The sequence below is a fragment of the Shimia sp. SK013 genome (genome assembly GCF_001292625.1).
GTDB lineage: Bacteria > Pseudomonadota > Alphaproteobacteria > Rhodobacterales > Rhodobacteraceae > Shimia.
Map to the genome: position 1 here is coordinate 736,895 of NZ_LAJH01000009.1, position 26,382 is coordinate 763,276.

29 protein-coding genes are annotated in these 26,382 nt (G+C 58.8%); 14 read left to right on the forward strand and 15 right to left on the reverse strand.

Annotation, left to right across the window (positions count from 1 at the left end; genetic code table 11):
• Positions 1–111: 111 nt before the first annotated feature.
• Positions 112–1,203 carry a fatty acid desaturase gene (locus SHIM_RS06150; RefSeq protein ID WP_082358286.1) on the forward strand — a complete coding sequence of 364 codons (1,092 nt, stop codon included), beginning with the start codon at positions 112–114 and terminating at the stop codon, positions 1,201–1,203.
• A gap of 44 nt (positions 1,204–1,247) precedes the next feature.
• Here SHIM_RS06150 and SHIM_RS06155 read toward each other — a convergent pair whose 3' ends face one another.
• From SHIM_RS06155 to SHIM_RS06170, 4 genes are all read right to left on the reverse strand, one after another.
• Positions 1,248–2,411: an MFS transporter gene (locus tag SHIM_RS06155; protein WP_241488798.1), complete on the reverse strand. Its 1,164-nt coding sequence runs from the start codon at positions 2,409–2,411 to the stop codon at positions 1,248–1,250.
• 96 nt (positions 2,412–2,507) lie between these two features.
• A complete protein-coding gene (locus SHIM_RS06160; protein ID WP_054001688.1) occupies positions 2,508–2,930 on the reverse strand; it encodes an ACT domain-containing protein in 423 nt (140 codons plus the stop codon).
• 9 nt (positions 2,931–2,939) lie between these two features.
• The gene (locus SHIM_RS06165; protein ID WP_054001689.1) at positions 2,940–4,166 is read right to left on the reverse strand and encodes a sigma-54-dependent transcriptional regulator; all 1,227 of its coding nucleotides are present in this window, start codon (positions 4,164–4,166) and stop codon (positions 2,940–2,942) included.
• On the reverse strand, positions 4,163–5,926 hold the full coding sequence (locus tag SHIM_RS06170; protein ID WP_054001690.1) for a sensor histidine kinase: 1,764 nt from the start codon (positions 5,924–5,926) through the stop codon (positions 4,163–4,165). The genes SHIM_RS06165 and SHIM_RS06170 overlap by 4 nt, the downstream gene beginning before the upstream one ends.
• 161 nt (positions 5,927–6,087) lie before the next feature.
• Here SHIM_RS06170 and SHIM_RS06175 point away from each other — a divergent pair, with 161 nt between their 5' ends.
• Positions 6,088–7,269, forward strand: a complete 1,182-nt coding sequence (locus SHIM_RS06175; RefSeq protein ID WP_054001691.1) for a cytochrome P450 — start codon at positions 6,088–6,090, stop codon at positions 7,267–7,269.
• Between the two features lie 79 nt (positions 7,270–7,348).
• Here SHIM_RS06175 and SHIM_RS06180 read toward each other — a convergent pair whose 3' ends face one another.
• A complete protein-coding gene (locus SHIM_RS06180; protein ID WP_054001692.1) occupies positions 7,349–7,810 on the reverse strand; it encodes an Lrp/AsnC family transcriptional regulator in 462 nt (153 codons plus the stop codon).
• 140 nt (positions 7,811–7,950) lie between these two features.
• Here SHIM_RS06180 and SHIM_RS06185 point away from each other — a divergent pair, with 140 nt between their 5' ends.
• From SHIM_RS06185 to SHIM_RS06205, 5 genes are all read left to right on the forward strand, one after another.
• Positions 7,951–8,253 (forward strand): DUF2849 domain-containing protein, encoded by a 303-nt coding sequence (locus tag SHIM_RS06185; protein WP_054001693.1) that lies wholly within the window; start codon positions 7,951–7,953, stop codon positions 8,251–8,253.
• 21 nt (positions 8,254–8,274) lie between these two features.
• Positions 8,275–9,957 (forward strand): nitrite/sulfite reductase, encoded by a 1,683-nt coding sequence (locus tag SHIM_RS06190; RefSeq protein WP_054001694.1) that lies wholly within the window; start codon positions 8,275–8,277, stop codon positions 9,955–9,957.
• Positions 9,947–10,744 carry a phosphoadenylyl-sulfate reductase gene (locus SHIM_RS06195; RefSeq protein ID WP_082358288.1) on the forward strand — a complete coding sequence of 266 codons (798 nt, stop codon included), beginning with the start codon at positions 9,947–9,949 and terminating at the stop codon, positions 10,742–10,744. The genes SHIM_RS06190 and SHIM_RS06195 overlap by 11 nt, the downstream gene beginning before the upstream one ends.
• On the forward strand, positions 10,741–11,148 hold the full coding sequence (locus SHIM_RS06200) for a DUF934 domain-containing protein (RefSeq protein WP_054001695.1): 408 nt from the start codon (positions 10,741–10,743) through the stop codon (positions 11,146–11,148). The genes SHIM_RS06195 and SHIM_RS06200 overlap by 4 nt, the downstream gene beginning before the upstream one ends.
• Before the next feature lie 121 nt (positions 11,149–11,269).
• Positions 11,270–12,118, forward strand: a complete 849-nt coding sequence (locus tag SHIM_RS06205) for a ferredoxin--NADP reductase (RefSeq protein ID WP_054001696.1) — start codon at positions 11,270–11,272, stop codon at positions 12,116–12,118.
• Between the two features lie 93 nt (positions 12,119–12,211).
• On the opposite strand, the gene SHIM_RS06210 is transcribed toward SHIM_RS06205, so the two are convergent.
• On the reverse strand, positions 12,212–12,694 hold the full coding sequence (locus tag SHIM_RS06210) for a MarR family winged helix-turn-helix transcriptional regulator (RefSeq protein WP_054001697.1): 483 nt from the start codon (positions 12,692–12,694) through the stop codon (positions 12,212–12,214).
• Between the two features lie 105 nt (positions 12,695–12,799).
• Between SHIM_RS06210 and SHIM_RS06215 the strand changes: the two genes are divergently transcribed.
• The gene (locus SHIM_RS06215) at positions 12,800–13,201 is read left to right on the forward strand and encodes a hypothetical protein (RefSeq protein WP_054001698.1); all 402 of its coding nucleotides are present in this window, start codon (positions 12,800–12,802) and stop codon (positions 13,199–13,201) included.
• A gap of 102 nt (positions 13,202–13,303) precedes the next feature.
• On the opposite strand, the gene SHIM_RS06220 is transcribed toward SHIM_RS06215, so the two are convergent.
• The gene (locus SHIM_RS06220) at positions 13,304–13,966 is read right to left on the reverse strand and encodes a hypothetical protein (protein WP_054001699.1); all 663 of its coding nucleotides are present in this window, start codon (positions 13,964–13,966) and stop codon (positions 13,304–13,306) included.
• Positions 13,967–14,166: 200 nt separating this feature from the next.
• Between SHIM_RS06220 and infC the strand changes: the two genes are divergently transcribed.
• The 4 genes from infC (at position 14,167) to SHIM_RS06240 (ending at position 16,814) form a co-directional block, all read left to right on the forward strand.
• A complete protein-coding gene (gene infC, locus SHIM_RS06225; protein ID WP_054001700.1) occupies positions 14,167–14,712 on the forward strand; it encodes a translation initiation factor IF-3 in 546 nt (181 codons plus the stop codon).
• Between the two features lie 76 nt (positions 14,713–14,788).
• A complete protein-coding gene (locus tag SHIM_RS06230; RefSeq protein WP_054001701.1) occupies positions 14,789–15,496 on the forward strand; it encodes a methyltransferase family protein in 708 nt (235 codons plus the stop codon).
• A gap of 10 nt (positions 15,497–15,506) precedes the next feature.
• Positions 15,507–16,106 carry an SAM-dependent methyltransferase gene (locus SHIM_RS06235; RefSeq protein ID WP_054001702.1) on the forward strand — a complete coding sequence of 200 codons (600 nt, stop codon included), beginning with the start codon at positions 15,507–15,509 and terminating at the stop codon, positions 16,104–16,106.
• Between the two features lie 54 nt (positions 16,107–16,160).
• The gene (locus tag SHIM_RS06240) at positions 16,161–16,814 is read left to right on the forward strand and encodes a hypothetical protein (RefSeq protein ID WP_054001703.1); all 654 of its coding nucleotides are present in this window, start codon (positions 16,161–16,163) and stop codon (positions 16,812–16,814) included.
• Positions 16,815–16,895: 81 nt separating this feature from the next.
• On the opposite strand, the gene SHIM_RS20350 is transcribed toward SHIM_RS06240, so the two are convergent.
• Positions 16,896–17,069 (reverse strand): hypothetical protein, encoded by a 174-nt coding sequence (locus SHIM_RS20350; RefSeq protein WP_193749864.1) that lies wholly within the window; start codon positions 17,067–17,069, stop codon positions 16,896–16,898.
• A gap of 55 nt (positions 17,070–17,124) precedes the next feature.
• Here SHIM_RS20350 and SHIM_RS20125 point away from each other — a divergent pair, with 55 nt between their 5' ends.
• Together SHIM_RS20125 and SHIM_RS06250 are read left to right on the forward strand one after the other, a co-directional pair.
• Positions 17,125–17,337, forward strand: coding sequence for a hypothetical protein (locus SHIM_RS20125; RefSeq protein WP_152926461.1), 213 nt, complete (start codon positions 17,125–17,127; stop codon positions 17,335–17,337).
• Positions 17,338–17,434: 97 nt separating this feature from the next.
• Positions 17,435–17,965, forward strand: a complete 531-nt coding sequence (locus SHIM_RS06250) for a hypothetical protein (RefSeq protein ID WP_054001705.1) — start codon at positions 17,435–17,437, stop codon at positions 17,963–17,965.
• A 144-nt stretch (positions 17,966–18,109) separates the two neighbouring features.
• On the opposite strand, the gene SHIM_RS06255 is transcribed toward SHIM_RS06250, so the two are convergent.
• From SHIM_RS06255 to SHIM_RS06285, 7 genes are all read right to left on the reverse strand, one after another.
• Positions 18,110–18,895: an FAD binding domain-containing protein gene (locus SHIM_RS06255; RefSeq protein WP_054001706.1), complete on the reverse strand. Its 786-nt coding sequence runs from the start codon at positions 18,893–18,895 to the stop codon at positions 18,110–18,112.
• A 13-nt stretch (positions 18,896–18,908) separates the two neighbouring features.
• On the reverse strand, positions 18,909–21,272 hold the full coding sequence (locus tag SHIM_RS06260; protein ID WP_054001707.1) for a xanthine dehydrogenase family protein molybdopterin-binding subunit: 2,364 nt from the start codon (positions 21,270–21,272) through the stop codon (positions 18,909–18,911).
• Between the two features lie 111 nt (positions 21,273–21,383).
• Positions 21,384–21,869 (reverse strand): (2Fe-2S)-binding protein, encoded by a 486-nt coding sequence (locus SHIM_RS06265; protein WP_054002015.1) that lies wholly within the window; start codon positions 21,867–21,869, stop codon positions 21,384–21,386.
• 144 nt (positions 21,870–22,013) lie between these two features.
• Positions 22,014–23,000: a molybdopterin-binding protein gene (locus tag SHIM_RS06270; protein ID WP_054001708.1), complete on the reverse strand. Its 987-nt coding sequence runs from the start codon at positions 22,998–23,000 to the stop codon at positions 22,014–22,016.
• Positions 22,997–23,965 (reverse strand): XdhC family protein, encoded by a 969-nt coding sequence (locus SHIM_RS06275; protein ID WP_054002016.1) that lies wholly within the window; start codon positions 23,963–23,965, stop codon positions 22,997–22,999. Before SHIM_RS06275 ends, SHIM_RS06270 begins: the two co-directional genes overlap by 4 nt.
• A gap of 61 nt (positions 23,966–24,026) precedes the next feature.
• Positions 24,027–25,286, reverse strand: coding sequence for a vWA domain-containing protein (locus tag SHIM_RS06280; RefSeq protein ID WP_054001709.1), 1,260 nt, complete (start codon positions 25,284–25,286; stop codon positions 24,027–24,029).
• 57 nt (positions 25,287–25,343) lie between these two features.
• Complete coding sequence (locus SHIM_RS06285; protein ID WP_054002017.1) at positions 25,344–26,252, reverse strand: AAA family ATPase; 909 nt, start codon at positions 26,250–26,252, stop codon at positions 25,344–25,346.
• Between the last annotated feature and the right edge of the window lie 130 nt (positions 26,253–26,382).

Genomic DNA, 26,382 nt, shown 5'->3' on the forward strand with positions numbered 1-26,382 from the left:
GTCTGCCCCAAGAAACACGTCCAGACCGCTCAACTTCGAATCGCCGCATTGACCGCCTTCACCATGACGCTACTCTGGCGCGGTTCATCACACCTTGTTTGAAATGACCCAATGACCGCATCCCAACTCACACCCCGACCCTCTGGTATCTCCCCGCAATCCCGACGCCACAACGAGATGCGCAAAGAGGCGCTTGCGGCCCATCCGGACCTTGCCGACCTCGCAGGTCCGCAACCGCTCACGGCGCTCGCGCTGCCAATCCTGCTGGCCGTCCATTGGGGCATTGCATGGCTGGTGTCAGGCCAACCCATCTGGGTCATCGGCCTCACTGCGTTCATCCTCGGGCAACTGGTCTATCACTCGGCCAGTTCCCTGATCCACGAAACCTGCCACAAGCTGATATTCCGCGGCCCCGCCCCAAAGCTCGCCTTCGACCTCAGTCTCGAGTTCATCCTCACCAGCTACGGCAAGCAGCTCACCTATCAGCATCAGCACGTCACCAGCCACCACCCCTTTGTGGGCGACTATGACAACGACTACGAACACGAAGACATCTGCGCCCTGCAAGCCCGCCAATCGGTGTTCCGCGCGCATCCCACGTGGCAACCGCTGCTCACGGCCCTAACGCTCTTTATCCATGCTCTGCCGCTTGGCTCGGTGTTTCTCGCGGGCCAAATCATGCCGCGCCTATACCGCAAGCTGTCTGGCCGCCCCAATCGCGATCCCATGCCGCGCTTCACCGGGACAAGCCCCACCTCAGCAGAGGCCCGTCCCTACATAGTTGTCAGCCTTCTCTCAAACCTTGTGATGCTGGCCCTACTTGGCCCATGGGCGCTGCTCTACCATATCTGGTCGCTCTCACTCTTTCTCGGAAAGCTCGGCATCACAAACCTTGGCCAATCACTCTCCGAACATCCCGGCGACGATCTGGTGAACCCCACACGCTCAAGCTATGGCCCCATCAATTGGCTGTTGTTCAACACCGGTTATCACAACGAGCATCACAGCTTTCCAAATGTGGCTTGGACCCGCCTGCCCACCCTGCACCGCGTCGCGCCCGAGGTGTTTCACGCCACCGCCGAGCGCTCCTACGTCGGCGCGTGGTGGGATCATGTGCGCGGCGGCTTCACCGCAAGCAGGACTCTCGCCCTGCACCAAGTTGACCAACTTGAGCGATGCGAAGGCAAGACGCCTGCGGAATAGACCGCCCGGATCTGCTGCAAGAACAGAACGCGCGCCTCTGCGATTTACTCCGGTACTTTCAATGCGCCCGCCAACACAGTGATCATCAGAGCCATTGCAGCCAGCACCGCAAAGCTGACTGTCAACGATGTGGCCGAGGCGATGAACCCCATCACCGGCGGCCCCAACAGAATGCCGCCATAGCCCAGCGTGGCCACACCGGCCAATGCTTGGCCCTGTGGCGTGTCCGGATCGTTGGCCGCGCGGCTAAAGGCCAGCGGGAATATCAACGCAAGCCCGATGCCAAAAAGCACAAATCCCACCAGCGTGCCCCAAATGGACGGGCTTAATATCGCCAAAGCCATGCCGCCGCTGCCAATCAAACCGCATACCCGCGCCACTTGATGTGGCGGGGCCAGTCGGGTCAACCAGCCGCCGGAAAGCCGCGTCAAAACCATCGCAGCCGAGAAAATCGCGAACCCAATAGGCGCCCACTCAGGTCGCACACCAATTTCGTCACGCATGTAAATCGCGCTCCAGTCCGCCATGGCGCCTTCGCCCATCGACGCGCACATCGCCAGAAATCCAACAAGGATCAACCCGCCTTTTGGCAGCGAAAACACCGACTCTCTCGCGGCTGTGTTGACCTGCGACACCCAGCCATCCTGCGAAAACAGCAGCGCAACAAACAACAAACCGCCGCCCGCCATCAGAAAATGCATCAAAAGCCCAAACCCAAAGGTGATCGCCAGATACCCGGTGCCAGCACCGATACCGGCCCCCAAGGACCACATCGCGTGATAGGTCGACATCTGCGGGCGCTTGGCCCACCGCTCCACCTCCGCGGCCCAGCCGTTCATGGTGACATCCATCGCGCCGTGAAAGGCCCCAAAGGCCAAAAGAACCAACCCCAACGTCACCGGGCTCGGAGCCAAGGCCAACGCAAACAGCGCAAGCCCATTCAGCACGCCCAAAATCCGCGTCACCTGTGCGGCTCCGCGCCGATCGCTCAACCAACCCGCCACCGGAAACGCCACAATCGCGCCAGCGGCCAACAGCAAAAGCAAACCGCCAAGCTGCGAATGGCTCAGGGAATGCAGGTCTTTGATTGCCGGTATGCGCGAGGCCCAGACGCCGAACAACGCGCCATTTAATGCAAACATCGACGCCACCGCGCGCCAATGCTGCCCTCGGGTGCCCGAAGTGATTTGTTCGGTTGTCTCGGTCAAAAGGAATGTCCTGTTCGCTCGCCTCAGCGTCATTTTTCCCCGCAAACTGCGACAAAGTCCAGATGCAGTGCGGGCATTCTGATATCGCTAACAGGTTTACGCTTCGCCTGCCGCTTCCGCCTGTTGCCGAGATTTAAGAATGCGCACCGCGTTTTCCGCCTGCGCCGCTGGCACAAAGGCGTGGTCGTGGTGATAGGCTGCCACCATGTTGCAGGCAATGCCGTGTGCTGCCAATTCCGTGGCCACCGCCGCCGTGAGCCCGACGCCCTCAAGCGCGGAATACACGTTGAGCGTGATGCACCGCATCGGCTGATCCGTGTCAAAACCTTCCCGCGCGGCGACGGCCACCGGCAAGATCATCGACAGCCCTTCGGCCTCGCGATACAGGCACAAAGCCTCCGGCAACAACCGTTCCAATACTTCTTTTTCCCGAGTTATCGTAAAGACATAGAGGCCGTTCTTCAACTCGGGATTCATACCGGAAATCATCTCGAACGCGGTCTTTGCAGTGTCCACCATGCCTTGTCCTCACCTGAAATCTTCTGGCCGCAATCCGTATTTTTCCAGCTTATCATACAACGTCCGACGAGACAGTTTCAGCGCCTCAGCAACTGCCGCCGCGCGTCCATCATGCTTGCGCAAGGCCTCCTGCAACAAGGTCCGTTCCACCTGCGCCATCTGGTCTGCCAAGCCCAACCGCGCATCACGGCTTTCCTCACCGGACAACCCCAGCGCAAACCGCATGGCGACGCTCATCAAGGCGCGGGCATTGCCCGGCCATTCCCGCGCCATCAAACCGCTCAGCACATCTGGCGTGACCTCTGGCGCACGCACGCCAGCCTGCTCGGCGGCTTGTGCAACATAGTGCCGAAACAGGACCGGGATATCCTCAGTCCGCTCGGACAATGCTGGTATGCGCACCTGCAATCCGTCCAGCCGGTAATACAGGTCCGCGTGCAACTGACCCGCACCCACGGCGTCCTCCAACCGCGCCGTGCTGCCAAAAATCAGGCGCGGCACCCCGTCCCGATCCATCGCGCCCATCAGGGCAAATTGCGTCTCCATCGACATCGCCTGAATGTCGTCCAGAAACAAACTGCCCCCTTTGGCGTCCGCCACTGCTTGTTCAAACCGCGCCACATCCATGCCAGACGCGGTGTGTTTGCCAAACGGACCCTCGCTGTGCGGTGAACACAGGTGGATGACTTCGGCGACCTTGGAAATACCTGTACCCGGCGCGCCTGTGACCAACACTTCGGCGCCGATCCGCGCCACATGCCGCACTTGTCGGCGCAGCGCCTCTGCCCGCTCGGATGTGCCAAACAACCACCGCGCTGCCGCATCGCCGGTTTCAAGCTGTGCCTTCAAGCGCCGGTTCTCCAACGCCATGCCGCGGGCTTTTTGCGCGCGGGTTATCACCGCCACCAATTCTGACGGCGCACAAGGTTTTTCCAGAAAGCCAAACGCCCCCTGCGCCATCGCCTTGACCGCCATCGGGATGTCGCCCTCACCGGTCAACAAGATTACCGGCAGCTCGGCGTCCACTTCGCGTGCATAAGCCAAAAGGTGAAACCCGTCCCGCCCCGGCATGCGCATATCCGACAGGATCACCCCGCCAAAGCCCGGCACAATCAAATCCTTGGCCTCTACAAACGAGCCCGCCGCAACCGCCGGAATATTCTCCAACTCCAACGTCTGCCCAAGTGCTTCGCGCACATTCGGGTCATCATCCACAACCAAAACCGGCGCCGTCATGCCGCGTTCTCCTCTTTTTCGCTCCACCGGTCCAACTCGACTGTGAATACAGCCCCACCTTCAAGCCGGTTGGCACCCCTAATCTTGCCGCCAAAGCTTTGAACAAGCCCATAGCTGATCGACAGTCCAAGCCCCATGCCCTCAGAACTACCAACCTCCTTGGTCGTGTAGAACGGGTCGAAAATCCGGTCAGGCTCATCGATGCCCGGGCCGCTGTCCATCACCTGCACCATCAATCTTGGCTCGGTTTGCATAGAGATTTCGATGTGGCGGGTTGCACTGTCCGCCATGGCATCCGCCGCATTGTTGATCAGGTTTACAAACACTTGCCCGAGACGCACCTCGCCGCCCAAAGCATACACAGGCGCACCGCCGCGCCACGACAGTGTGACATCTTCCTGACGCAGACGCGCGCCAGTAAGCTCCACCGCCTGATCGATCACAGCGATCAAATCCACCCGCCCCATCGGCTCGCTTTCATTGCGGGCAAAGGCCCGCAGGTTCTTGATAATACGCGCCATTCGGGTCGCCATCTGTGCGATGCGACCAAGGTTTTCACCCGCCTTGCCTTCGTTGCCGCGCTCCAGAAACCGCTCCCCGTTTTCGGCAAATGTCTGAATCGCCATCAGCGGCTGGTTCAACTCGTGTGAAATCCCCGCGCTCATCTGTCCCAACGCGCTCAGCTTGCCAGCCTGCACCAAATCATCCTGCGCCTTCTTCAACGCCGCCTCCGCTTCCTCGCGTTCCGTCACCTCCCGGCGTAGGGCCGCGTTGGTCTGGCTCAAGGCCTGCGTGCGCGCAGCGACCCGCGCTTCAAGCTCGGCATTGGCCAGTGCCAACACCCGCCGCCGCTCCGTCGCCAACCACAACATCAACCCAAACGCCAAAGCAACCGCCGCCACAAACCCCGCCTGCAACGCTGCGAGACGACGCGCGGGCGCTGCATCGACGATCGCCTCGCCCAGCATGTCGATCACCGGCAAGTCCTGCACAATATGCAATCCCCGCGACGGCAAATACGGTCCCCAATCAAGCTGCCAAATCTCGTATGCCCCGTGCCGATAGGACAAAAACGGCGGCGCTGCCCCTTGCGGCGGCTTCAAGCCCACATCGCCCTCCGCGCGCGACCAAAACAAAAGCTCCGAGCGATTGGAAATAAACACCTCCCCCGCCGGATCGGAAAAAACCACCGCAGGGCCGTCGCCGCGCCAGTTCTCCTCAACCACGACCACATCAACCACCACCACCAACGCGCCCTGCACCTTGCGATCCGTGCCGAATGTCGGGGCCGCAAAGTAAAACGCACGTGTGTCATGGCGCGCATCCACCGCGTGATGCGTGCCCAAAGCGCCATGCAAAGCCCGTTCGAAATATGGGGTTTGCCCCACGGACCCGATACTCAAATCATCCGAGCGTGCCGACGCCAAAACCCGCCCCGATGGATCGGCATAAATCAAATCCAGCGCCGATGTCTTGTCGGCTGCTTCTAACAACAAAGCGCGCGCGGCCGCGCTATCGCCACGCCCTTCGGCCAAGGCCAAAAGCGTCGGGTGTTCAGCCATCAAAACCGCAAGCTCTTGATATCGCTGCAACTGAGCGGTCAAACGGTCCGCTGCAAGTGCCAGATCCGCCTCGCCACGCCGGTGCAACTGTTCAAGTGCCTGCCCATAGCCATACCGCCACACGCCTCCCGCCACGGCCGCAATGGCCAGCAAGGAAAACAGCAGAATCGCTGCACGGTGCCTGATCCGGTTTGTCATAACGGACAAGCTAGCGGCTTTTGGAATGGGCTGCGAGTCGGCGCAAGTGTGGTCCAAAAAATGCACGTATCTGCCCGCACCGCCCAAGGTCCGCGCCCCGCGCAACGTTGTGTCGCGGCGCCCCTCTTGCCTTTCCTGTCCATCTGGTCAAAAGCTGACGCATGAAGACTCTGACCCAATCCCCGACCGCACCGGATTTTGTTCAAAATCCCTACCCTTTTTACGACACGGCCCGCGACGCTGGTCCGTTGGTGCATTGGGATGACTACAAAATGCCCGCCGCCATGTCGCACGATCTGGTCAGCGCGCTGTTTAAGAACCGCAAATTTGGTCGTGAAGTCCCGCCGGAGTTCGCCCCGGAAATCCCGGAACATGTTGCCGACTTCTACAGGGTCGAGGCCCACTCGATGCTCGAGCTGGAACCCCCGCGTCACACCCGCCTGCGCGCTCTGGTGCTCCGCGCGTTCACCTCGCGCTCCATCGCCGCGCTTGCCGATGGTGTCGAAACACTCTGTCATGACTTGATCAATCAGTTCCCCGACACCCAATTCGACCTATTGGACACCTTCTGCACGCAGGTGCCGCTGATCACCATCGCCCGCCTGCTTGGCGTGCCGGATGACATGGCCCCGCAGTTCCTCAAGTGGTCCAATGACATGGTGAAAATGTATACCGCCGGTCGCACCCGCGCGGATGAGGACGCCGCCAACACCGCGGCCCGCGACTTCATCGCGTATCTGACTGACTACATAAACGACCGCCGCAAAACCCCGTCCGAGGATTTGATCTCACGCCTGATCGCCGCCGAGGAAGAAGGCGAGAAACTCTCAACCGATGAGCTGATCACCACATGCATTCTTTTGCTCAACGCGGGGCATGAGGCCACTGTGCATTCGATGGGCAACGGGGTGAAAACGCTTCTGGAGACCGGCATCAACCCGACGTGGCTGGCGCCTGAGGGCATTGATCGAACGGTCGAGGAAATCCTGCGATATGATCCGCCACTGCACATGTTCACCCGCTACGCTTACGAGGACATCGAGGTCGCAGGCCATACTTTCAAACGGGGGGATCAAATTGCCCTGATGCTGGGTGCTGCCAACCGCGACCCTGCAGGATGGTCCGATCCCAACACGTTTGATCCCACCCGCGCAATCCAAACCAACACAGCATTTGGCGGCGGTCTGCATTTCTGCGTCGGCGCGCCGCTGGCCCGTCTTGAATTGAAAATAGCGCTGCCGATCCTGTTTGATCGCTGCCCCAACCTCGCGCTCGCAGGCACGCCGCAATACGCCAATGCCTACCACTTCCACGGGCTGGAACGGCTGGAGGTCACGGTCTAACGCCCTACGTCGCGACCCAAAAACGCCACCGACGCGATACCGACGCAATACCACCGTGATACAGACCGGCCTTTTGGGCTCACAGCGGCAGCATTGTCGTGGACTTGATTTCTTCCATCGACAAAAGTGCTGTCACGTTGTGCACCTTTACCTCTGAAATCAGCGCCTGATAAAAACTGTCATAGGCCCGCGCGTTCTGCACCTGAACCTTGAGGATATAGTCGATATCACCGGCCAACCGATGCGCTTCCTGCACCTCGGGACGTTCGCGCAGCGCCGTCAGGAACTTTGCCTGCCAATCGGATTCATGTTCGCTGGTGCGGATCAAAACAAAGAAACACGCCTCAAAACCAAGCGCTTCGGCATCAAGCAGCACCGTCTGCTGTTTGATCACCCCCGCCTCGCGTAATTTGCGAATCCGGTTCCACACAGGTGTCTTGCTTGACCCCACCCGCTTGGCGATTTCGTCCAACGATTGCGCCGCGTCGCGCTGCAATTCGCCAAGAATTTTCCGATCCATGTCGTCGATGCGCAATGCCATCCCGTTTCCCTCGTATTTTCGGAATTCCGGCCTAACACGGACCTTAGCGAGGAACAAGCGTTTCTATTTCTCCACACATCTGGCGCTGATGCGGGAATATTTCCTATATATTACTCAAGTTCTCAAACGGGAGAGAGACAGTGCCACGCGCATTCACACCCAAAGTTGTCACCGCAAACGCCCTTATCGAGGGCGACGTGATCTATCTGACCGCCGACAACGGCTGGACTCGCGACCTGCCACTGGCCGAGTTGCTGACCGACGAAGCCCACGCCCAGTTGCGTCTGCTTGAGGCAGAGCAGCAGGTTGGCGAAATCGTTGGCGCGTATCTGGCGGACGCTGTCGCCAGCGACAACGGCCCAGAACCAACCCACTTCCGCGAGGATTTCCGCCGCACTGGCCCCTCCAACTATTTCCACGGCAAGCAGGCCGTCGGCCAGTAACAGGCACGCAGGAGCGCACCCATGTATCATTACAACGACTTCGACAAAGCTTTCTTGGCCGAGCGCAACACTCAGTTTCGCGCACAGGTCGAACGCCGCGTGGCCGGCAACCTGACCGAGGATGAATTCAAGCCGCTGCGCCTGATGAACGGCCTTTATCTGCAACTGCATGCCTACATGCTGCGCGTCGCCATTCCCTATGGCACACTGTCGTCCGCCCAAATGGACACCCTCGCACTGCTGGCAGACAAGTGGGACAAGGGCTACGGCCACTTCACCACCCGTCAGAACATCCAATACAACTGGCCCAAGCTGACCGATGTGCCTGACATGCTCGACGCTTTGGGCGAAGTTGGCATGCACGCGATCCAGACCTCGGGCAACACCATCCGCAACGTGACCGCCGATCATTTCGCCGGCGCTGCTGCGGACGAAATCGAAGACCCGCGCCCACTGGCCGAACTGATCCGCCAATGGTCAACAGATCACCCAGAATTTCAGTTCATGGGCCGCAAGTTCAAGATCGCTGTCAGCGGTGCCGCTGCGGATCGCGCCGTGCTCAAGGCGCATGACTTGGCTGTGCGCATCGTGAAAAACGACGCCGGCGTTGTGGGCTATCAAGTGCTTGTTGGTGGTGGCCTTGGCCGCACGCCAATGATTGGCAAAGTCCTGCACGACTTCTTGCCCCGAGAAGACTTGCTGCCCTTCATCGAGGCCACAGTCTCGGTCTGGAACCAGATCGGCCGTCGCGACAACAAATATAAGGCCCGTATCAAGATCACCGTGCACGAGCACGGTCTTGAAGACATCCGCGCACGCGTCGACGAACGCTTTGCGCAGATCAAACCGACATTCTCCGGCGTCGATCAGGCGCTCTTTGAGGACATCAAAGCGCACTTCGCGGCCCCTGCCTTCCGAAATGCGCCAACCGTAGATTACGACACTGCCTATGACGCCAACCCGACGTTCCGCAGCTGGGCAGACACCAATTTGGCCGCGCACCGCGTGGACGGCTATGCCGTTGTTACGGTGTCTCTCAAAAAACACGGCGACACGCCTGGCGATGCCACCTCGGCCCAGATGCGCGCGCTGGCACAGATTGCACGTGACTTTGGCCATGACGAGCTGCGCATCAGCCACGAGCAGAACGTGATCCTGCCACATGTGCACAAATCCGACTTGCCCGTCGTCTACGCCGCCCTGCGCGACGTTGACCTCCACACGGCCAACATCGGCCTGATCAGCGACATCATTGCCTGCCCCGGGATGGACTACTGCGCGCTTGCAACAGCACGCTCGATCCCGGTTGCGCAGAAGATCGCGGAACGGTTTGACGAGTTGAAGCTTGAGCACGATATCGGCCACTTGCAGGTCAAAATCTCGGGCTGCATCAACGCCTGTGGCCACCACCACGTGGGCCACATTGGCATTCTGGGTCTGGACCGCGCTGGGGTGGAAAACTACCAGATCACGCTGGGTGGCGACGCCACTTGGGATGCCGCCATTGGCGAGCGCGCAGGCCCCGGTTTTGCCTATGACGAAATCGTTCCGGCTATCGAACGGCTGGTGAACGGCTATCTGGAGCTGCGCGACAGTCCGGCGGAAACCTTCCTCGCGGCCTACCGTCGCCTTGGCTTGGCCCCGTTCAAAGCTTACCTCTATCCGGAGGCACAAGACGCTAAGGTTCGGGCCAATGCAGCATGATGGGCTGTCCCCACTCACCTCTCCGCTGACCACCGGCCTTGCGCCGGGGTCAACCCGCGTTGACCCGCTGCAAGCCAAAGTGGATGCACTAAACCTACGATACCGCCATCACTCGGCCACTTCTGTGATGCAGGCAGCGCTCAAAGATCCGCAGGCCGGAAAACTGGCGCTGGTGTCTTCCTTTGGCGCGGAATCCGTTGTGCTGCTGCACATGGCTGCTGTTGTGGATCGCACACTTCCGGTGATCTTTGTCGACACCGAGATGCTGTTTGCCGAAACGCTGGTCTATCAACAGGAACTAGCCGAACGGTTGCACCTTGAAAACGTGCAGATCATCCGCGCGTCTGACGCCACGCTGGCCGCCGAAGATGCGGACGGCACCCTGCACCAACGCGACACCGATGCCTGCTGTAGCCTGCGCAAAACGCGCCCTCTTCAAAAGGCGCTGCGCGGCTATGACGGCTGGATCACGGGACGCAAACGGTTTCAATCGGGCACCCGCGCCGCGCTGGATTTCTTCGAAGTCGAAGATTTCACCGGTCGCATCAAGGTCAACCCGTTGGCCCATTGGGCGCCGGAAAACGTGCGCGACTACATGGAAGAAAACCGCCTGCCCCGTCACCCGCTTGTGGCGCAAGGCTATCCCTCGATTGGCTGTGCACCCTGCACGTCCAAAGTGGCCAAAGGCCAAGACCCTAGGTCTGGCCGCTGGCGCGGACAGGACAAAGACGAGTGTGGCATCCATTTTGTGAATGGCAAAATGGTGCGATCAGGAGAAACAACATGACTGTGATTGTAACCGATACAGGCTTTGGCGCAGACGACTACACAGGCGCCTTTGTACCGCTGGACGAAGCCGCCAACGACGTCTCCGCCCTGGACGTGCCTTCCGACACCGACCCTGCCGAACTGGCCAAAAGTCTTGCAGGCGTTGAAATGATCCGCGTGGATTTCCCATCATTCGCCGACGGACGCGGCTTTACCATTGCACGCCATTTGCGCCTGAACGGCTACCAAGGCCGCCTGCGCGCCAAGGGCCATGTGATTTCCGACCAATACGCCATGGCCCGACGCGTCGGCTTTGACGAAGTGGAAATTTCCGACGACCTCGCCAAACGTCAGCCCGAGGCCGAATGGACCTTCCGAGCCGACTGGAAAGCCCATGACTATCAGGCCCGCATGCGCGGCTAACACATAGCAAAATCGTAATGCGACCTTGCGTTAAATCAAAGCCGCATTGCCGATATGCCTTTAAATGACACCTGAAACTGCTAGATGAGGGGCAAGGGTTACTCCTGCCCGAGATGTGATTATGAACGAGCAAACACCCGTGACAACCGCGCCCGCCGCCAAGGCCCCGAAGCTGCCAAACACCGAAACCGTGACCGAGGTAAAGCACTACACCGACCGTCTGTTTTCGTTCAAATGCACGCGCCCCGCATCGCTGCGCTTCCGCTCGGGCGAATTTGTGATGATCGGCCTGATGGGCGAAGTAAACCCCAAGACCGGCAAACAGGTGCCTCTGCTGCGCGCCTATTCCATCGCCTCTGCCAGCTGGGAAGAGGAAATGGAGTTCTACTCGATCAAGGTGCAGGACGGTCCGCTGACCTCCAAATTGCAGCACATCAAAGTGGGCGACGAAATCTTTATGAAACCCAAGCCCGTTGGCACGCTGGTGCACGACGCGCTGATCCCGGGAAAACGCATGTGGTTCTTTGCCACCGGCACCGGATTCGCGCCCTTTGCCTCCCTGCTGCGCGAGCCGCAGACCTATGAGGATTACGACGAGATCATCATCACCCACACCTGCCGTCAGGCGGATGAGCTGATCTATGGCCGCAACATCATTGACTCGCTCAAAGAAGACGAACTGCTGAATGAGGTGATTGGCGAAGGTTTCTGGAAGAAGATCAAATACTACCCCACCACCACCCGCGAAGAGAGCGCCAAGATGGGCCGGATCACCGACCTCATCAACTCCGGCGAAGCTTACAAAGACCTCGGCGTAGAGCCGCTCTGCCCGCAAAACGACCGCGCGATGATCTGTGGCAATTTGGCGTTCAACCTCGAACTCAAAGCCATGCTCGAAGCAGCTGGTCTGGAAGAAGGCGCGAACTCCAAACCTGCGCAATACGTGGTGGAAAAAGCCTTCCTAGACTGAGACTTACCAGAAACAATTAAAGCGCCTTCGGTCACGAGATCAGGGGCGCTTTTCTTTTGAATCACCCTATTTTCAGGCCGCCCAAAAACCAGCCTACGACAAGGGCGACTGCTGCAGCCCAATCAAGAGTTTCCTCAAAAGCGCCGCCAGTTGCTCCGTTTCCGCGTCTGTCAAAATCCCGCCAATCAGTGTCTGGTTTGCCGCCAAAAGTTCCTTTGAAATGCCGCGGGCTTTGCGATCTCCCGTCGGTGTCAATTTGACCAACCGACTGCGCTTGTCCTGCGGGTTTGGGACGCGATCGACGTAACCGTCCTTTTCAAGCCCGGTCAGCATCTTTGTGAGACCACCAGAACTGACTTGCACCGCGGAATACAGTTGGGTGGGTGACAAGACCAATTCGGGACCGGCAGATTGCAACGAAATCAGGGTCACAAATTGCGACCATGTCACCCCATGCGCCTCAACAATGCGATGATCATTGTCCCAGATGATGTTTCTGCTGCGAAAAAGCGCCGGAACAATCCGCGCGGCAACGGGCACATCGGGTACTCGCGTGTCATTGTCAGAAGCCGCCACACATCTCTCCGCTCTTGGTGCTCTCCTGAACCTGAAGATTCTTCTTGCCGATCACAATAGAGCAATTTATCTTTCCGGAAAGATAGATTGATAGGATTACAGACAATGACAACTTTCAAACATGCTTTATGGATCAGGATAGCCTTGGGCGCTCTCGCGACAATCATCCTGCTGTTCACTATTCCGGCCTACCTTAACCCTGCAAACAATCCGGGCTTGAAATCACTGACCGGTGAGGCTGCGTCGCTTGGCTCGGTCGCCGGGCTTTTTCTGGGCCGGCAACTGACGATCGCCTTGATTGCCCTTTATGGTGCCATTCGCGGCACAACCGAATCTTTGCTGATCGGGGCCTTTGGCATTGCCGCCATCAACTTTCACGACGCGATATTTGTGGGGGCGTTTGGCGGTGTGAAACCCGGATCCGTCATGGGATTGGTGTTTGGCCTGCTGGCGCTCGGCCTTATGTGGGCTGTTCTGCGCGGGCGTGAAAAGCCTGTCGCCGTCTAAAACCGGCGCAGACCGGCACCAATCCCGCGCATATCGCCCTGCCCAAACGAAAACGCCCCCAACCTCGCAGTTGGGGGCGTCTATACTCAACCAGCGGGGTCGTTACAGACCCAGCGCGCCTTTGATCTGATCAAGCACCTGCGTCAGCAGTTCCGGATTGTCCTTGGCGCTGTCCAGTGCGGTCTTCAGCGCGGTTTTCTTCATCAGGTCAAGCTCAGAGCCGTCGACCATTTCGACAACCTTGTCATAGTTGAACCCTTCAGGAGACAGCAGGTCCAGCATGCTGTTCGTACCTTCTGTTGCCGCTTCTGTGGCTTCTTCGGCCACAGTCTCGGTTGCAGCTTCAGTGGCCTCACTCGCAGTCTCAGTTGCGGACTCAGTCGCATCAGTTGCCGCATCAGTTGCACCTTCAACGGCATCGGTAGCGCCTTCAACAGCATCGTTCACCGCATCAGTGGCACCTTCTACAGCTTCATCAACTGCGTCGGTCACGGCCTCTGTGGCACCCTCAACCGCGTCGGTGGCCGCGTCTGTCGCGGTGCCCACTGCCTCCTCCACAACGTCCGCTGCTTCCTCGGCAATATCCGTCGCCGTTTCGGTTGCCTCCTCCACAATTTCTTCAACTTCTTCTGTCACCGCTTCGACAGCTGGCACAGTTTCGGTTTCGGTCATCGGCGCCGCTTCTTCAGCACTTTTTGGAGCCAAAACCAAATAAGCAACGGCCGCCGCAGCCACCAACACAATCACGACAATAAGATTCTTCATGAGTAAAAACTCCCTTGCTTCACACCCCGATCAAAACCGCCCGGGCCTTCAGTTTCATGAGTTGCCTGCCATTTGGTCCAGCCTCAAGGGGGAAACTGGCAGTAAATGGCTCAATCCCGCGCAATTCGGCTGTTGTAACGGCGGTAAACCGCGAATACCTTAGCGTCCCATAGGCACTCCGCTATTGAAGGAACAAAACCATAGCCCGCAGACCCCACAACGCACCGCCCCAGCGCGATACCGGCCCTCGTGTAAACGACCGTATCCGCACCCCGGAAATCCGGTTGATCGGTGCAGAAGGCGAAAACGCCGGCGTCGTAACCCCTGCTCAGGCCATGATCATGGCTGCTGAGGCGGGTCTCGACCTCGTAGAGATCTCTCCGAATGCAAATCCGCCCGTGTGTAAAATCATGGACTTCGGCAAGTTCAAATATGAACAGCAGAAGCGCGAATCCGAGGCACGCAAAAAGCAGAAGACGATCGAAGTCAAAGAGGTCAAATTCCGCCCCAACACGGACACGCACGACTACGAAGTCAAAATGCGCAACGTCTACAAGTTCTTGGAAAACGGCGACAAGGTCAAAATCACCCTTCGCTTCCGTGGCCGCGAGATGGCCCACCAGAACCTGGGTCGTGAATTGCTTGAACGCGTGGCAGTGGACATCAAGGAAATGGGCAGGGTCGAAAACATGCCCAAGATGGAAGGCCGCCAAATGATCATGATGATCGGCCCGCTTCCTAAGTAATGACAGTCAAATACGACATTATGAAACGGCTCGGATTTTCCGGGCCGTTTTTGTTTGTAACAAACGTAGCGATGAGATGACCCAGACAAATCAACCAACATCCCCCGCGATCCTGCACAAGGCGCTGATCCTTGTTGCGGCAGAGGTGGTCGTGATGGGCGCCATCCTCTTTGGCACTGCGGGCACTGTGCTCTGGCTGGCAGCGTGGGTGTTTCTCGGCCTGTTCTCTGTGGTTACCTTGCTGGCGGCCGTCGGACTGGCACGGGCCAACCCGGCCCTACTTGAGGAGCGCACCAAACCCATGGCCAAGGATCAACCGCTCTGGGACAAATTCATGATGGCCGGCATCATGGCTCTGATTGCGCTCTGGATTATCGTGCCCGGTTTTGATGCCATCCGCTTTGGTTGGTCATCTGTGCCTGTTTGGCTGCAATGGCTCGGCGCTGTTGGTATGGTTGCGTCATACTATGGTATCTATCACACGATGCTCGAGAACAGCTTCCTTGTGCCCAACGTCCGCCTTCAGGAAGAGCGCGCGCACACGGTGGTCACAACAGGCTCCTACGCCATCGTGCGCCATCCATTTTACGCGTGCCTGATTCCGTTTTTCCTCTTTGCCTCCCTGTTGCTTGGCAGTTGGCTGGCCGTCTTTGTCAGCATGGCACTGGCGTTCTTGCTCGCCATCCGTATCATTGGTGAAGAACAGCTGCTGGTCCAAGATCTCGACGGATACGCCGCCTATCAGCAACAAACGCGATTCCGGCTAATTCCAGGTATCTGGTGAAAGGATCTCCATGTGGGAAGACCGCTATTCCAGCTCTGACGACTACGTGTTTGGCACCGCCCCTACCCAATTTCTTTTGGACCACGACCAACACCTGATCACAGGTCAAAGTGCATTGGCCGTGGCCGACGGCGAAGGTCGCAACTCTGTCTTCATGGCTGAAAACGGCCTGCGCGTCACCGCGCTCGAGTTCGCCCCCACTGCTATCGCCCGCGCCCATGATTTGGCAGCGGCCAAAGGCGTCACCCTCGATATCCGCCAAACCGACGTGCTGCGCGATACATGGCCCGCCGAGACCTACGACCTTGTTGCCGGCATCTTCATTCAGTTCGTCGGCCCTGACGGCCGCCGCATCCAGTTTCAGCGCATGAAAGACGCCACAAAACCCGGCGGTCTCGTGATGCTGCACGGCTACACGCCCAAACAGCTGGAGTTTGGCACCGGCGGCCCGCCGTTTCGCGAAAACATGTACACCGACGTGATCCTGCGCGCCGCTTTCGTCGGCTGGGACATCCTCGAATGCCGTGCTTACGAACGCGAAGTCCAAGAAGGCCGCGGCCACTCCGGTATGTCTGCGCTGGTCGATTTTGTGGCGCGGAAGCCGGAGTAAATAGACTTGAGACTCAAGTTCGCAAAACCTCCGTTCGAGGCCGTCATAACGGCGATGATTTTTTCGGTTTGTCTTGTCGCTTGGTTAACTCATGCGGTGACCGCACACGTCGAAAAAGAGACGCCACCAACGACAAATCCGGTGCTGTCAGAATGCGCGCCTATCCATGACGTCCCGGAAAACGCGACAGGTTCCGAAAGGGACCGCCTGACTGTAACGAATTTCCTAGACAAGTTGGCACCCCTAGGCGGGCAAAGCGAACTAGGACATTGGGATCGCGGCCCCAAAATCGTGTTTGGCCGCTTTCAGAAAACCAAAGAGGGGCCGTGGCAGCATCTGGAAGACATCAAAGCCATTGAGGCTTCCAGAGAAAACCAAAATGCCGCAATGGTGGCACCGTTCGAACAGTCCTATAGCTATTCCAGTGCGCTTTCCTTCTCCGGCGTCGCGCTGATCGACGGTCAGGAGACCGTGCTGTCGGACCTTCACCCGCTGATCAAAATTCGTCTGGAACCAGACATGACGTCGACGGTGCTCCCGCCAACCGGTGAAACCGTCATCGGCACTCTGCACTTTGATGGGATAAAGAATTGGGAGGCTCCATCCAAACACTGCCCGTCCTTTTGGCAATTAAGCGAACCCCAATTCGAATTGCTCAAACAATGTCTGATTAACCAAGATTGTCTGCCCCCAAACGCAGACCGCTGACCTAAGCACAACAAGACAACTTGAGATTTCAAAAACTTTTTGTTGAAGCCAACGACTAAATCAGGCGGCATCGAGTTCTGATCACACCACCGCCCTCTGCCCCCTCATCCACTTCACCGCCTCAAGCCCGTCAAACGCCAGCGACACAACGTCCACGACCAGCAGCACCACAAGCAGCGTCGCGTAACTCCCCTGCACCCCGTCAAACATCGCAGGCCGCAGGATCAGCACCACAACCAACGGCAGCCAAAACACCAAATTCGGAAAGGCCAGCGCCGCCGAAAACCCCCGTGCCTGCTACAGGATTGGCATGTTGAACGCCATCCTCGCCACACTCGGCCATGCCACCCAAATCGTCGACGGATTCGCCCCAAAAAAGAACATTGGTGCGAAATTGACCGGCGCCAGAATAACCACCATCCAAATCCGCACCCAAAGCGGCAAGCGCTGGAAACTGCCCCAAATCTGGCCGACCATCTGCCGCTCCTGTTCCGACGCGATACCCGAGCTGACAATAGACTAATCCGTGCACTTCCCATACCCTTGACGCACAGACCACCTACGTCACAACCGATCACCGAGGTCGGACAAACAGGCATTTAAGGAGGGATTTCACACCAATGAATAGGTTTAACGCTTTTCATTCGCTTATCGCCGGCGCGGCCAGCATTATGCTGTGCACCGCGTCGCTCGCCCACGCGTCCGAGGACGTCTTGCCAACCAAAGGCGACGCCATCGAAACGTTTTGGAAGGCCAAGTACTGGACGATCTTCAAAAATGCCTCGCGTCAGTCCTGTTTTATTGAATGGCGCAGCGAAAACAGCGTTGTGCAGGCCGGTCTCACCATGCAACAGGACGCCGGATATATCGGTGCCTTTGTCACAGACTATGACCCGCCCGAAGGCGACCATGCCATCGGCATTTCGTTGAACGGCAACCTTTATCTCGGCACCTCCACCACAGTGTCGCGCACGCTGTCCGGCGGGCTCAAAGGCGGCTACATCGTTTTTGACAATCCGCAGTTTGTCTCTGATCTTGTGGAGGCGCGCGAGTTCATTGCATTTCAGGACACGTCCAGCACCGTCACGGTCAAACTCAAAACGCCCCAGAATGCCGTCAACAGAGCCCAAGACTGCATGGCAGAATTCTAAGCCGCGAAATAAGAAAGGGCGGCAGCTCGCGCTCCGCCCCTTCCTCTTGCCTTAAATATCCGCGAATACCCGCGCCAATTGGCCGTTAGGCGGCTCTACCGCCGTAAGGCGAGGCAGCGCCTGTTATGGCGCTCCCCTCAGCACTCAACTTGCCGCAGCCACAGCGCGCTTGGTCAGCACAGCCACCAGATGCGCACGATAAGCTGCCGTGCCATGCAGATCGGCAATCATGCCATCCGCACCGGGCGCCGCAGGCACCGCATCCGCCGAGAAGTTCGCCGACAAAGCTTCTTCTGCGGCAGTCCAGCGGTGCACACCTTCTTCAGACGCACCCGTCACCGCAACGCGCACACCGTCCGCGTATTTGGCAACAAACACACCCACCAGCGCAAAACGTGACGCAGGCTGCTCGAACTTCTGATAGTTCGATGCCTGAGGAACAGGGAAGCGCACTTCGGTGATGATCTCGCTTTCATCCAGCGCGGTGGTGAACATGCCTTGGAAATAGTCATCCGCCGCAATCTCACGCGCATTGGTCACAATTGTTGCGCCAGACGCCAAAGCACCCGCCGGATAACACGCCGCCGGATCGTTGTTGGCCAAAGAGCCCCCAACCGTCCCACGTGCCCGCACCGCCGGATCACCGATCCCGCCAGCCAAAGCCGCAAGACCCGGATAAGCCGAAGCGCCCGCCGCCACATCCGCGTGGCTGGTCGCCCCGCCGATGCACAACGCACCGTCATCTCCGGTGCAGATGCCCTGCATCTCGGAAATGCCCAGCAGGCTCACAACCTTTGTCGGACTCGCCAAACGCTGCTTCATTGTGGGCAGCAAAGTCTGCCCCCCACTCAACGCTGTGGCCTCTTCATCGCCCAGCGCGGCAACCGCATCGGCAATACTCGAGGGTTTTTCAAACTCGAAGTTATACATAGCTAATCCTCCCTCAGCCGTTCATGGCCTGCCAGACGCGCGACGGCGACACTGGCATATCGATATGATGAATGTCGTGACCACCAGAGCGTAGCGCGTTCACAACCGCATTCACAACCGCTGGCGGCGATCCAATCGCGCCGGCCTCGCCGCAGCCTTTCACACCCAACGGATTGTGTGTGCACGGCGTCTGACACGAGTGATCCACGCCATAGAATGGCAGGTCACTGGCCCGCGGCATCGCATAGTCCATATAGGACGCGCTCAGCAACTGACCGTTCTCGTCATAAGCGGCATTTTCCAACAACGCCTGACCGATGCCCTGACCGATGCCACCGTGAACTTGTCCGTCCACGATCATCGGGTTCACAACATTGCCAAAGTCATCTGCAGCATTGAATGCTTCGATGGTGACTTTGCCGGTGTCCGGATCAACTTCGACCTCACAGGCATAGGCGCCCGATGGATAAGTAAAGTTGGCGGGATCATAAAACGCAGTCTCTTCCAGACCGGGCTCAATATCCTCAAGCGGATAGTTGTGCGGCACATAAGCAGCCAGTGTCACATCGCCCCACGCCACGGACTTGTCCGTGCCCGCAACCGAGAATGTGCCGTCCTTAAGCTCAATGTCGGCCTCAGCAGCTTCCATCAGGTGCGCAGCGATCTTCTTGGTTTTGGCGATGATCTTTTCTGTGGCCCGCACCATGGCAGAGCCGCCAACAGCCAGCGAACGCGAGCCATAGGTGCCCATGCCCATTGGTGCTTTGTCAGTGTCGCCATGCTCGATCTCGACCATGCTTTCATCGATCCCGATCATTTCGGCAATCACCTGCGGAAAGGCTGTCTCATGCCCCTGCCCGTGACTGTGCGAACCGGTCATCACAACAAGACCACCTGTGGCGTTCACACGCACTGTGGCACTTTCATAAAGACCTGCACGTGCCCCCAGCTGCCCCACAAGGTTGGACGGTGCAATACCGCAAGCCTCGATGTAGCAGTTGATGCCAATGCCACGCAGCATGCCGCGCGCTTCGCTCGCCTTACGGCGTGCTTCAAAGCCGGACAGATCCGCCATCTTCTCAAGCACATCCATCGTGGCGTGATAATCACCGGTGTCATATTCCACCGCCACTGGCGTAGCATAGGGGAATTCGGTGATAAAGTTCTGACGGCGCAGCGCAATCGGGTCCAGACCCAATTCAAGTGCGGCTTTGTCAATCACACGCTCCAGCTGATAGGTCGCCTCAGGGCGCCCAGCGCCACGGTATGCGTCCACAGGCACCGTGTTGGTGAACACCGCTTTAACGTTAACATACACCAGCGGCGTTTTATAGTTGCCCGCCATCAGTGTGCCATGCAGCCACGTGGGAACGGACGGCGCAAAGGTCGACAGATACGCGCCCATGTTGGCCATCGTGTCCGTGCGCACCGCGGTAAAATTGTTGTCCGCGTCCAGCGCCAGCTGAATGGTGGTCACGTGGTCACGCCCATGCGCATCCGAGATAAACGCCTCAGACCTGGTCGAGGTCCACTTGACCGCGCGGTTCAGCGCTTTTGCTGCAAAGGTACAGAAGGCTTCTTCGGCATAGTGGAAGATTTTGGTGCCAAAGCCACCACCGACATCAGGCGCAACCACCCGCAGCTTGTGCTCGGGGATACCCAGAACAAACGCACCCATCAACAGACGGATCACATGAGGGTTCTGGCTGGTGGTGAACAGTGTTGAGTTGCCACTGGCCCGCTCAAAGTCGCCGATTGCCACGCGTGGCTCCATCGGGTTCGCAATCAAACGGTTGTTGCGCAACTCCAACGTGGTCACATGCGCCGCGTCTGCGAATGCTGCTTCCACCGCAGGCTTGTTCTCTTCGACAAAGCCCCAGTCGTAGCAGAGGTTGCTTGTCAGATCGTCATGCACCTTGGTGGATCCGTCCACCAGAGCACCGGCCATATCAACCACGGCAGGCAGCTCTTCGATGTCCACGTCAATCGCCTCAGCGGCATCACGGGCTTGCTCAAGCGTTTCAGCCACAACAGCCGCGATTTGATCGCCAACGTAGCGCACTTTGCCTTGGGCCAGCACGGGGTGCGCGGGCTCTTGCATGGCATTGCCGTGTTTGTCAGTGATTTCCCACCCACAGGGAATGCCACCCACGCCTTCAAAATCCGCGCCGGTGAAAATCTTGACCACACCGGGCATGGCAGAAGCTGCATCCAGATTGATCGATTTGATCCGACCATGTGCCACGTCAGAGCGCAAAAAATGCACATAAGCCTGACCGTTGACGTTCATATCGTCGGTATAGTTGCCGGTTCCGCTTAGAAACCGGATGTCTTCGCGCCGCTTGGGGCTGGCGCCAATGCCATGATCTTTTGGCATGTTATTCCTCCCTATGGGCCAATGCGGGCCTCAGTCGTTCTGACTGGCCTCACGCTGTTGGCCGTGATCCGAAAATCCACGTCCGCGCCTCCTCTTGCGCGGGCGCAGGTGTTATTCGGCAGCGATGCTGCTCACGTCCTGACCGCTGGCTGCCATGATCGCCTTAACGATGTTGTGGTAGCCCGTGCAGCGACAGATGTTGCCTTCAAGATGATGGCGCACTTCTGCTTCGGACGGCTTTGGGTTGGTCTTGAGCAGATCCGCCGCAGACATGATCATGCCCGGTGTGCAGAACCCGCATTGCAGACCGTGGTGGTCCTGAAACGCTTGCTGCAGTGTGTTCAGCGTACCGTCGTCAGCCGCTTGGCCTTCAATGGTCGACACGGCAGCGCCGTCCGCTTCCATCGCCAGCATGGTGCAGGATTTCACGGCCACGCCGTCTACATGCACAACACAGGCGCCACATTGGCTGGTATCACAACCGACGTGCGTGCCGGTCATTCCAAGATTTTCCCGTAGAAATTGGCTCAGCAAGGTGCGTCCTTCGGCGTCCGACGACATCTCCTTGCCATTCACAGTCATGGTGACCTGTGACATTGGCTCCTCCCGATTTTGGTTTTTCATTAAACGAGAGTAAAGCAGCCCCCTCGCTCCTTGAGAACCCGCTTTTTGTAACATTTCAAAGTATCAGCCGTAGACATTGGTCGTAGCTGCGCCCGCAGCACACGCACACTGCTCTGATCAAACGCCTTTTTCACGCGGCATTGGCCGCGTTGGAATTTCCTTGAGCAAACCGCCCACACCCATGCCTGCAATGTCATCATGGCTGACGTCCAGGCCACAGATTACCCGCTCCAGCACCCAATCCGCGCCATTGAGTGCGGGGGAGCGCGCGCACCCCGGCAAGCCAATCACGGCCTTTTCGCCTATGCTTCCGATAAACAACAGGTTCCCCGGATCCACCGGCATACCAAACCGCTCCACCTCTCCCCCCGCATCGCGCAACGCTTGCGGGGCGACATCCATAGAATCCGACGTTGCGGACGCTGTGAGGACAAACACAATGTCCCCTGGTGCGTCGGTTATCGCCCCCGCCAACGGGGTCACTTCATGGGCCACTACGGTCCGCTCGGTCAATGCCATGCCCATCCGCTCCACACGTCCCGCCATGGCACGGCGGCCTTTGTCTGAGGGTGTGTCGCCAATCGTGGTTTCGATCAGGGTGGCGGTCTGAAACACGGGCGCCACCAAGGATACGCCGCCTTCAGCGACGGAACAGGCCGCTTCCAAAGCATCCTCACGCACCGCATAAGAGATGATCTTGATCGTTGCGATCATGCCACCGTCATCGACGCGGTGATAATCCGGTACTGTGGCAATGGTGATCATCGGCTCCACCGCGTTGACGCGGTGAATCACTTCCGCATCCACGCGTATCATCCCGCAGCCTTCGGCATAAAGGTTCACGCGCCCAGCGCCCGCCCCCGCCGCGCGGATACCTACAACGTCCGACAGCACAGCCGCCGCCAGCTGCGTGGCAGCCGTGTCCTCATCCACGTCGCCCGCCTCAAGTCGCGCGACTGTGACCTCGGAAAATCCAGCCGCCGCCAGACGCGTGATATGGTCTGGGCCCAAAACAGTGCCCTTGGGAATGCGCCGGTCCGCCACCAGCGAATGCGCCAGAACCGCGCCTTCTGCCTCAGCGACAGGAACAGAGCCGAACCTCACGCGCCTTTCCTCAGCACGCGCAACATCTCACCCATGATCGACACCGCAATCTCGGAGGGGCTTGCCGCGCCGATGTCCAGACCAATCGGTCCGTGAATGCGCCCAATGTCGTTTGCCGAGAACCCTGCATCCTCCAGCCGCTCGACCCGCTTGCCATGGGTGCGCGTGCTGCCCAGCGCCCCGACATAAAACGCAGGTGACTTCAACGCGATATGCAGCGCCGGGTCATCCAACTTGGGATCATGCGTCAACAGCACCAACGCCGTGCGCGCATCCAACCCGATTTGCTGCATCGCCTCGTCCGGCCACTCATCCAGTATGGTCTCACCCGGAAACCGTGCCTCTGAGCCAAAAGCGCTGCGCGGATCGACTATGAATGGATCAAACCCGGCAATCCGCGCCATCGGCACCAAGGCTTGCGCGATATGCACCGCGCCCACAACCACCAGCCGCAACGGCGGGTTGTGAATGGCCACAAAGCGCCCGTCGTCTTCCACGCCCGAGCGGTCCATGCGAAAGCGATCCTCAAAACCTTCAGTGGTCAATCGCCCGCCGCCGGTTTCGCCATCACAGACATAAGCCACCGCCGTGCGCGCGGCCCGTGCCGCCACCAAATCCGCCAAAACGTCTTCGCTCAAAACCGCACCCACAGGCTCGACCAACACTTTGATCGTGCCGCCACAGGCCAATCCAACCGCAAACGCATCGCCATCGCTGACGCCAAACTCCAACAATTTGCCCTGACCGTCTTCTAGGCTTTCCATTGCCTCAAGCATCACTGCGCCTTCGACACAGCCACCAGACACCGAGCCTTCGAGCTGCCCGTCACCCGACACAACCATCTGCGCGCCCACGCGACGCGGCGCGCTGCCCCATGTCTGCACCACAGTGGCCAATGCCGCACCTCGACCAGCGCGATGCCACTCCAGCGCCAATTCCGGCGCGCCTTGCAGGTTGTCAGCCATGATCATTCTCCAATTCCCTCACCCCAAGATGGGCCGCGCCGGCGCAAAGCTCAAGTCGCCCTCAGCCGTCCATTCCCGCCATAAGCCGCGCTTTCTCGCCCAGATCATCAGGCCGTGAAATCGCCTCGGCCAACTCTTCCAGCGTGGCAATCGAGTGCCCAGCGCGGAAACTGTCCACATGCGGCAACATCGCCTTGATCCCCTGCGCCTTGGCAGCGAAGCCCTCCCAGCGCAACAAAGGATTGAGCCAAATCAGCCGCTTGGCCGACAATTGCAGCCGCTGCATCTCTTTGGCCAGCGCCTCGGGATCGCCTCGATCCAGCCCGTCCGAGATCAACAGCACCACAGCGCCTTGCCCCATGACACGCCGCGACCAGTCGCGGTTGAAATCATGCAGACATTCGCCAATCCGTGTGCCGCCTTCCCAGTCCTGCGCTTCTGCCCCAGCGGCGGCCAACGCAGTATCCACATCGCGCGTCGCCAGATGGCGCGAAATATTTGTGAGCCGCGTGCCAAAGGTAAACCCATGTACCTTTGCCCAACCCGCGCCTTTGGTGTTGGCCACTGCATGGAGAAAATGCAAAACCATACGGCTGTATTGGCTCATAGAGCCGGAAATATCGCAAATCACCACGAGGTTGGGCCACCGTATCCTCGGACTTTTCATCGCGGGCATCTGCAATTCGCCGCCTTGGCGCATCGAATTGCGCATCGTGGCCCGCCAATCGGGTCGATGCCCCAACATATCCGCTTTGGTGCGCCGCGATTTGATCGGCTGTACCGGCAGTTTCATCCGCGACAACATGCGTTTTGCTTGTGCGATCTCCTCGGTGCTCATCTGTTCAAAATCCAGCGAGCGCAGCTTTTCCTCGGTCGAGATCGTCAGCGACGCATCGATCTCGATCTCTGTGCCTTCTTCGCTTCCTGTCTCATCCTGCGGCATGTCGCGGTTGGCACCGTCCAGCAGGGCCTCCGCCGCGCGCTTTTCGCCCGCTTGCCCTGCGCGGTCTTCCTGAACGCCACGCACCGCCGGCAACATCATCGCCATCATGTGTTCAAGATAGCGCGGGTCGCGCCAATAGAGACGAAAGACCTGCGCAAACACCGTGCGATGCTCGGGCCGCGACACAAAACAGGCGTGCAGCGTCCAAAAGAAATCCCGTTTGGAGGTGAACCCCGCCGCCTCCACTGCGCGGATGGCATCGATCACCCGGCCAGGACCAATCGGCAGGCCCGCCTTGCGCAACGCCCGCGCAAACCAAGTGATGTTTTGCATCAGTTTTGGATCGTCCGGAATCTCTAGCGGCAGGTATTCAGGCATTATTGTCGCGGGGGCGCTGCCCCCACACCCCAGAGGTATTTCCGGAACAAAAAAACATTACACAGGTTCCAACGCCGCGCGCGCCTCATCCAGCAACCGTTTGGCCTCGCTGCCTTGCAGCTTGGCAATGTCATCCTGATATTTCAGCACCGCGCCTAACGTGTCGGCAATCACCTCAGGACTCAGTGTCAGCACATCCAGCGCCAGCAGGCATTTGGCCCAATCGATGGTTTCCGCCACACCGGGTTTCTTGAACAGGTCTTCGGTGCGGAGCGACTGCACAAAACTTACCACTTCGCGACTCAGCGCCTCTGCGGCCTCCGGCGCGCGGGACTTTAGAATTTTCAGCTCGCGGTCAAAGTCAGGGTAGTCGACCCAATGATACAAACACCGACGTTTGAGCGCGTCATGCACTTCGCGTGTGCGGTTGGATGTCACGATCACAATTGGCGGCTCGGGTGCCTTGATCGTGCCGATCTCGGGGATCGTCACCTGAAAATCACTCAGGGCTTCAAGCAAAAACGCTTCAAACGGCTCATCAGTGCGGTCCAACTCGTCAATCAACAGCACTGGCGCGCCACCCTCATGCGGCCGCATCGCCTTAAGCAGTGGCCGCTCTACCAGATAATCCGGTCCAAACAGCTCTTCTTGCAGCATCGACCGATCCGCGCCACCGCTGGCCTCTGCCGTTCGGATGGCCACCATTTGCGCGGCAAAGTTCCATTCATAGACCGCGCTTGCCGCGTCCAGACCTTCGTAACACTGCAACCGGATCAGCTCGCGCCCAAGCGCGGCAGCAATCGCTTTTGCGATCTCGGTCTTGCCAACGCCCGCTTCGCCCTCAAGGAAAATCGGACGTCCCAGGCGCAGCGACAAGAACACCACAGTCGCCAGTGGTCGGCCACACACGTATCCTTCCGCGCCCAGCATCTCCTGGACGTGTTCAATGCTCTCTACCTGCGTCATAACTGCCTCCCCGTTGCGCTCAGGCTGCACATGCGCACCTTCAAAGGTCAATACGCAGCCCCCGCGACAAAAGTTGTAGATTGTGCAGATTTCACCAAATTTTCGCCGCAAATGGGGTCTAGCCTGCAGG

Excerpts from the sequence above, each read along its gene's own strand:
- SHIM_RS06150 (WP_082358286.1), top strand. The coding sequence starts at position 112 with ATGACCGCATCCCAACTCACACCCCGACCCTCTGGTATCTCCCCGCAA.
- SHIM_RS06160 (WP_054001688.1), bottom strand. The coding sequence starts at position 2,930 with ATGGTGGACACTGCAAAGACCGCGTTCGAGATGATTTCCGGTATGAAT.
- SHIM_RS06165 (WP_054001689.1), bottom strand. The coding sequence starts at position 4,166 with ATGACGGCGCCGGTTTTGGTTGTGGATGATGACCCGAATGTGCGCGAA.
- SHIM_RS06170 (WP_054001690.1), bottom strand. The coding sequence starts at position 5,926 with ATGACAAACCGGATCAGGCACCGTGCAGCGATTCTGCTGTTTTCCTTG.
- SHIM_RS06175 (WP_054001691.1), top strand. The coding sequence starts at position 6,088 with ATGAAGACTCTGACCCAATCCCCGACCGCACCGGATTTTGTTCAAAAT.
- SHIM_RS06180 (WP_054001692.1), bottom strand. The coding sequence starts at position 7,810 with ATGGCATTGCGCATCGACGACATGGATCGGAAAATTCTTGGCGAATTG.
- SHIM_RS06190 (WP_054001694.1), top strand. The coding sequence starts at position 8,275 with ATGTATCATTACAACGACTTCGACAAAGCTTTCTTGGCCGAGCGCAAC.
- SHIM_RS06195 (WP_082358288.1), top strand. The coding sequence starts at position 9,947 with ATGCAGCATGATGGGCTGTCCCCACTCACCTCTCCGCTGACCACCGGC.
- SHIM_RS06200 (WP_054001695.1), top strand. The coding sequence starts at position 10,741 with ATGACTGTGATTGTAACCGATACAGGCTTTGGCGCAGACGACTACACA.
- SHIM_RS06205 (WP_054001696.1), top strand. The coding sequence starts at position 11,270 with ATGAACGAGCAAACACCCGTGACAACCGCGCCCGCCGCCAAGGCCCCG.
- SHIM_RS06215 (WP_054001698.1), top strand. The coding sequence starts at position 12,800 with ATGACAACTTTCAAACATGCTTTATGGATCAGGATAGCCTTGGGCGCT.
- SHIM_RS06220 (WP_054001699.1), bottom strand. The coding sequence starts at position 13,966 with ATGAAGAATCTTATTGTCGTGATTGTGTTGGTGGCTGCGGCGGCCGTT.
- SHIM_RS06230 (WP_054001701.1), top strand. The coding sequence starts at position 14,789 with ATGACCCAGACAAATCAACCAACATCCCCCGCGATCCTGCACAAGGCG.
- SHIM_RS06235 (WP_054001702.1), top strand. The coding sequence starts at position 15,507 with ATGTGGGAAGACCGCTATTCCAGCTCTGACGACTACGTGTTTGGCACC.
- SHIM_RS06240 (WP_054001703.1), top strand. The coding sequence starts at position 16,161 with ATGATTTTTTCGGTTTGTCTTGTCGCTTGGTTAACTCATGCGGTGACC.
- SHIM_RS20125 (WP_152926461.1), top strand. The coding sequence starts at position 17,125 with ATGTTGAACGCCATCCTCGCCACACTCGGCCATGCCACCCAAATCGTC.
- SHIM_RS06250 (WP_054001705.1), top strand. The coding sequence starts at position 17,435 with ATGAATAGGTTTAACGCTTTTCATTCGCTTATCGCCGGCGCGGCCAGC.
- SHIM_RS06255 (WP_054001706.1), bottom strand. The coding sequence starts at position 18,895 with ATGTATAACTTCGAGTTTGAAAAACCCTCGAGTATTGCCGATGCGGTT.
- SHIM_RS06260 (WP_054001707.1), bottom strand. The coding sequence starts at position 21,272 with ATGCCAAAAGATCATGGCATTGGCGCCAGCCCCAAGCGGCGCGAAGAC.
- SHIM_RS06265 (WP_054002015.1), bottom strand. The coding sequence starts at position 21,869 with ATGTCACAGGTCACCATGACTGTGAATGGCAAGGAGATGTCGTCGGAC.
- SHIM_RS06275 (WP_054002016.1), bottom strand. The coding sequence starts at position 23,965 with ATGGCTGACAACCTGCAAGGCGCGCCGGAATTGGCGCTGGAGTGGCAT.
- SHIM_RS06280 (WP_054001709.1), bottom strand. The coding sequence starts at position 25,286 with ATGCCTGAATACCTGCCGCTAGAGATTCCGGACGATCCAAAACTGATG.
- SHIM_RS06285 (WP_054002017.1), bottom strand. The coding sequence starts at position 26,252 with ATGACGCAGGTAGAGAGCATTGAACACGTCCAGGAGATGCTGGGCGCG.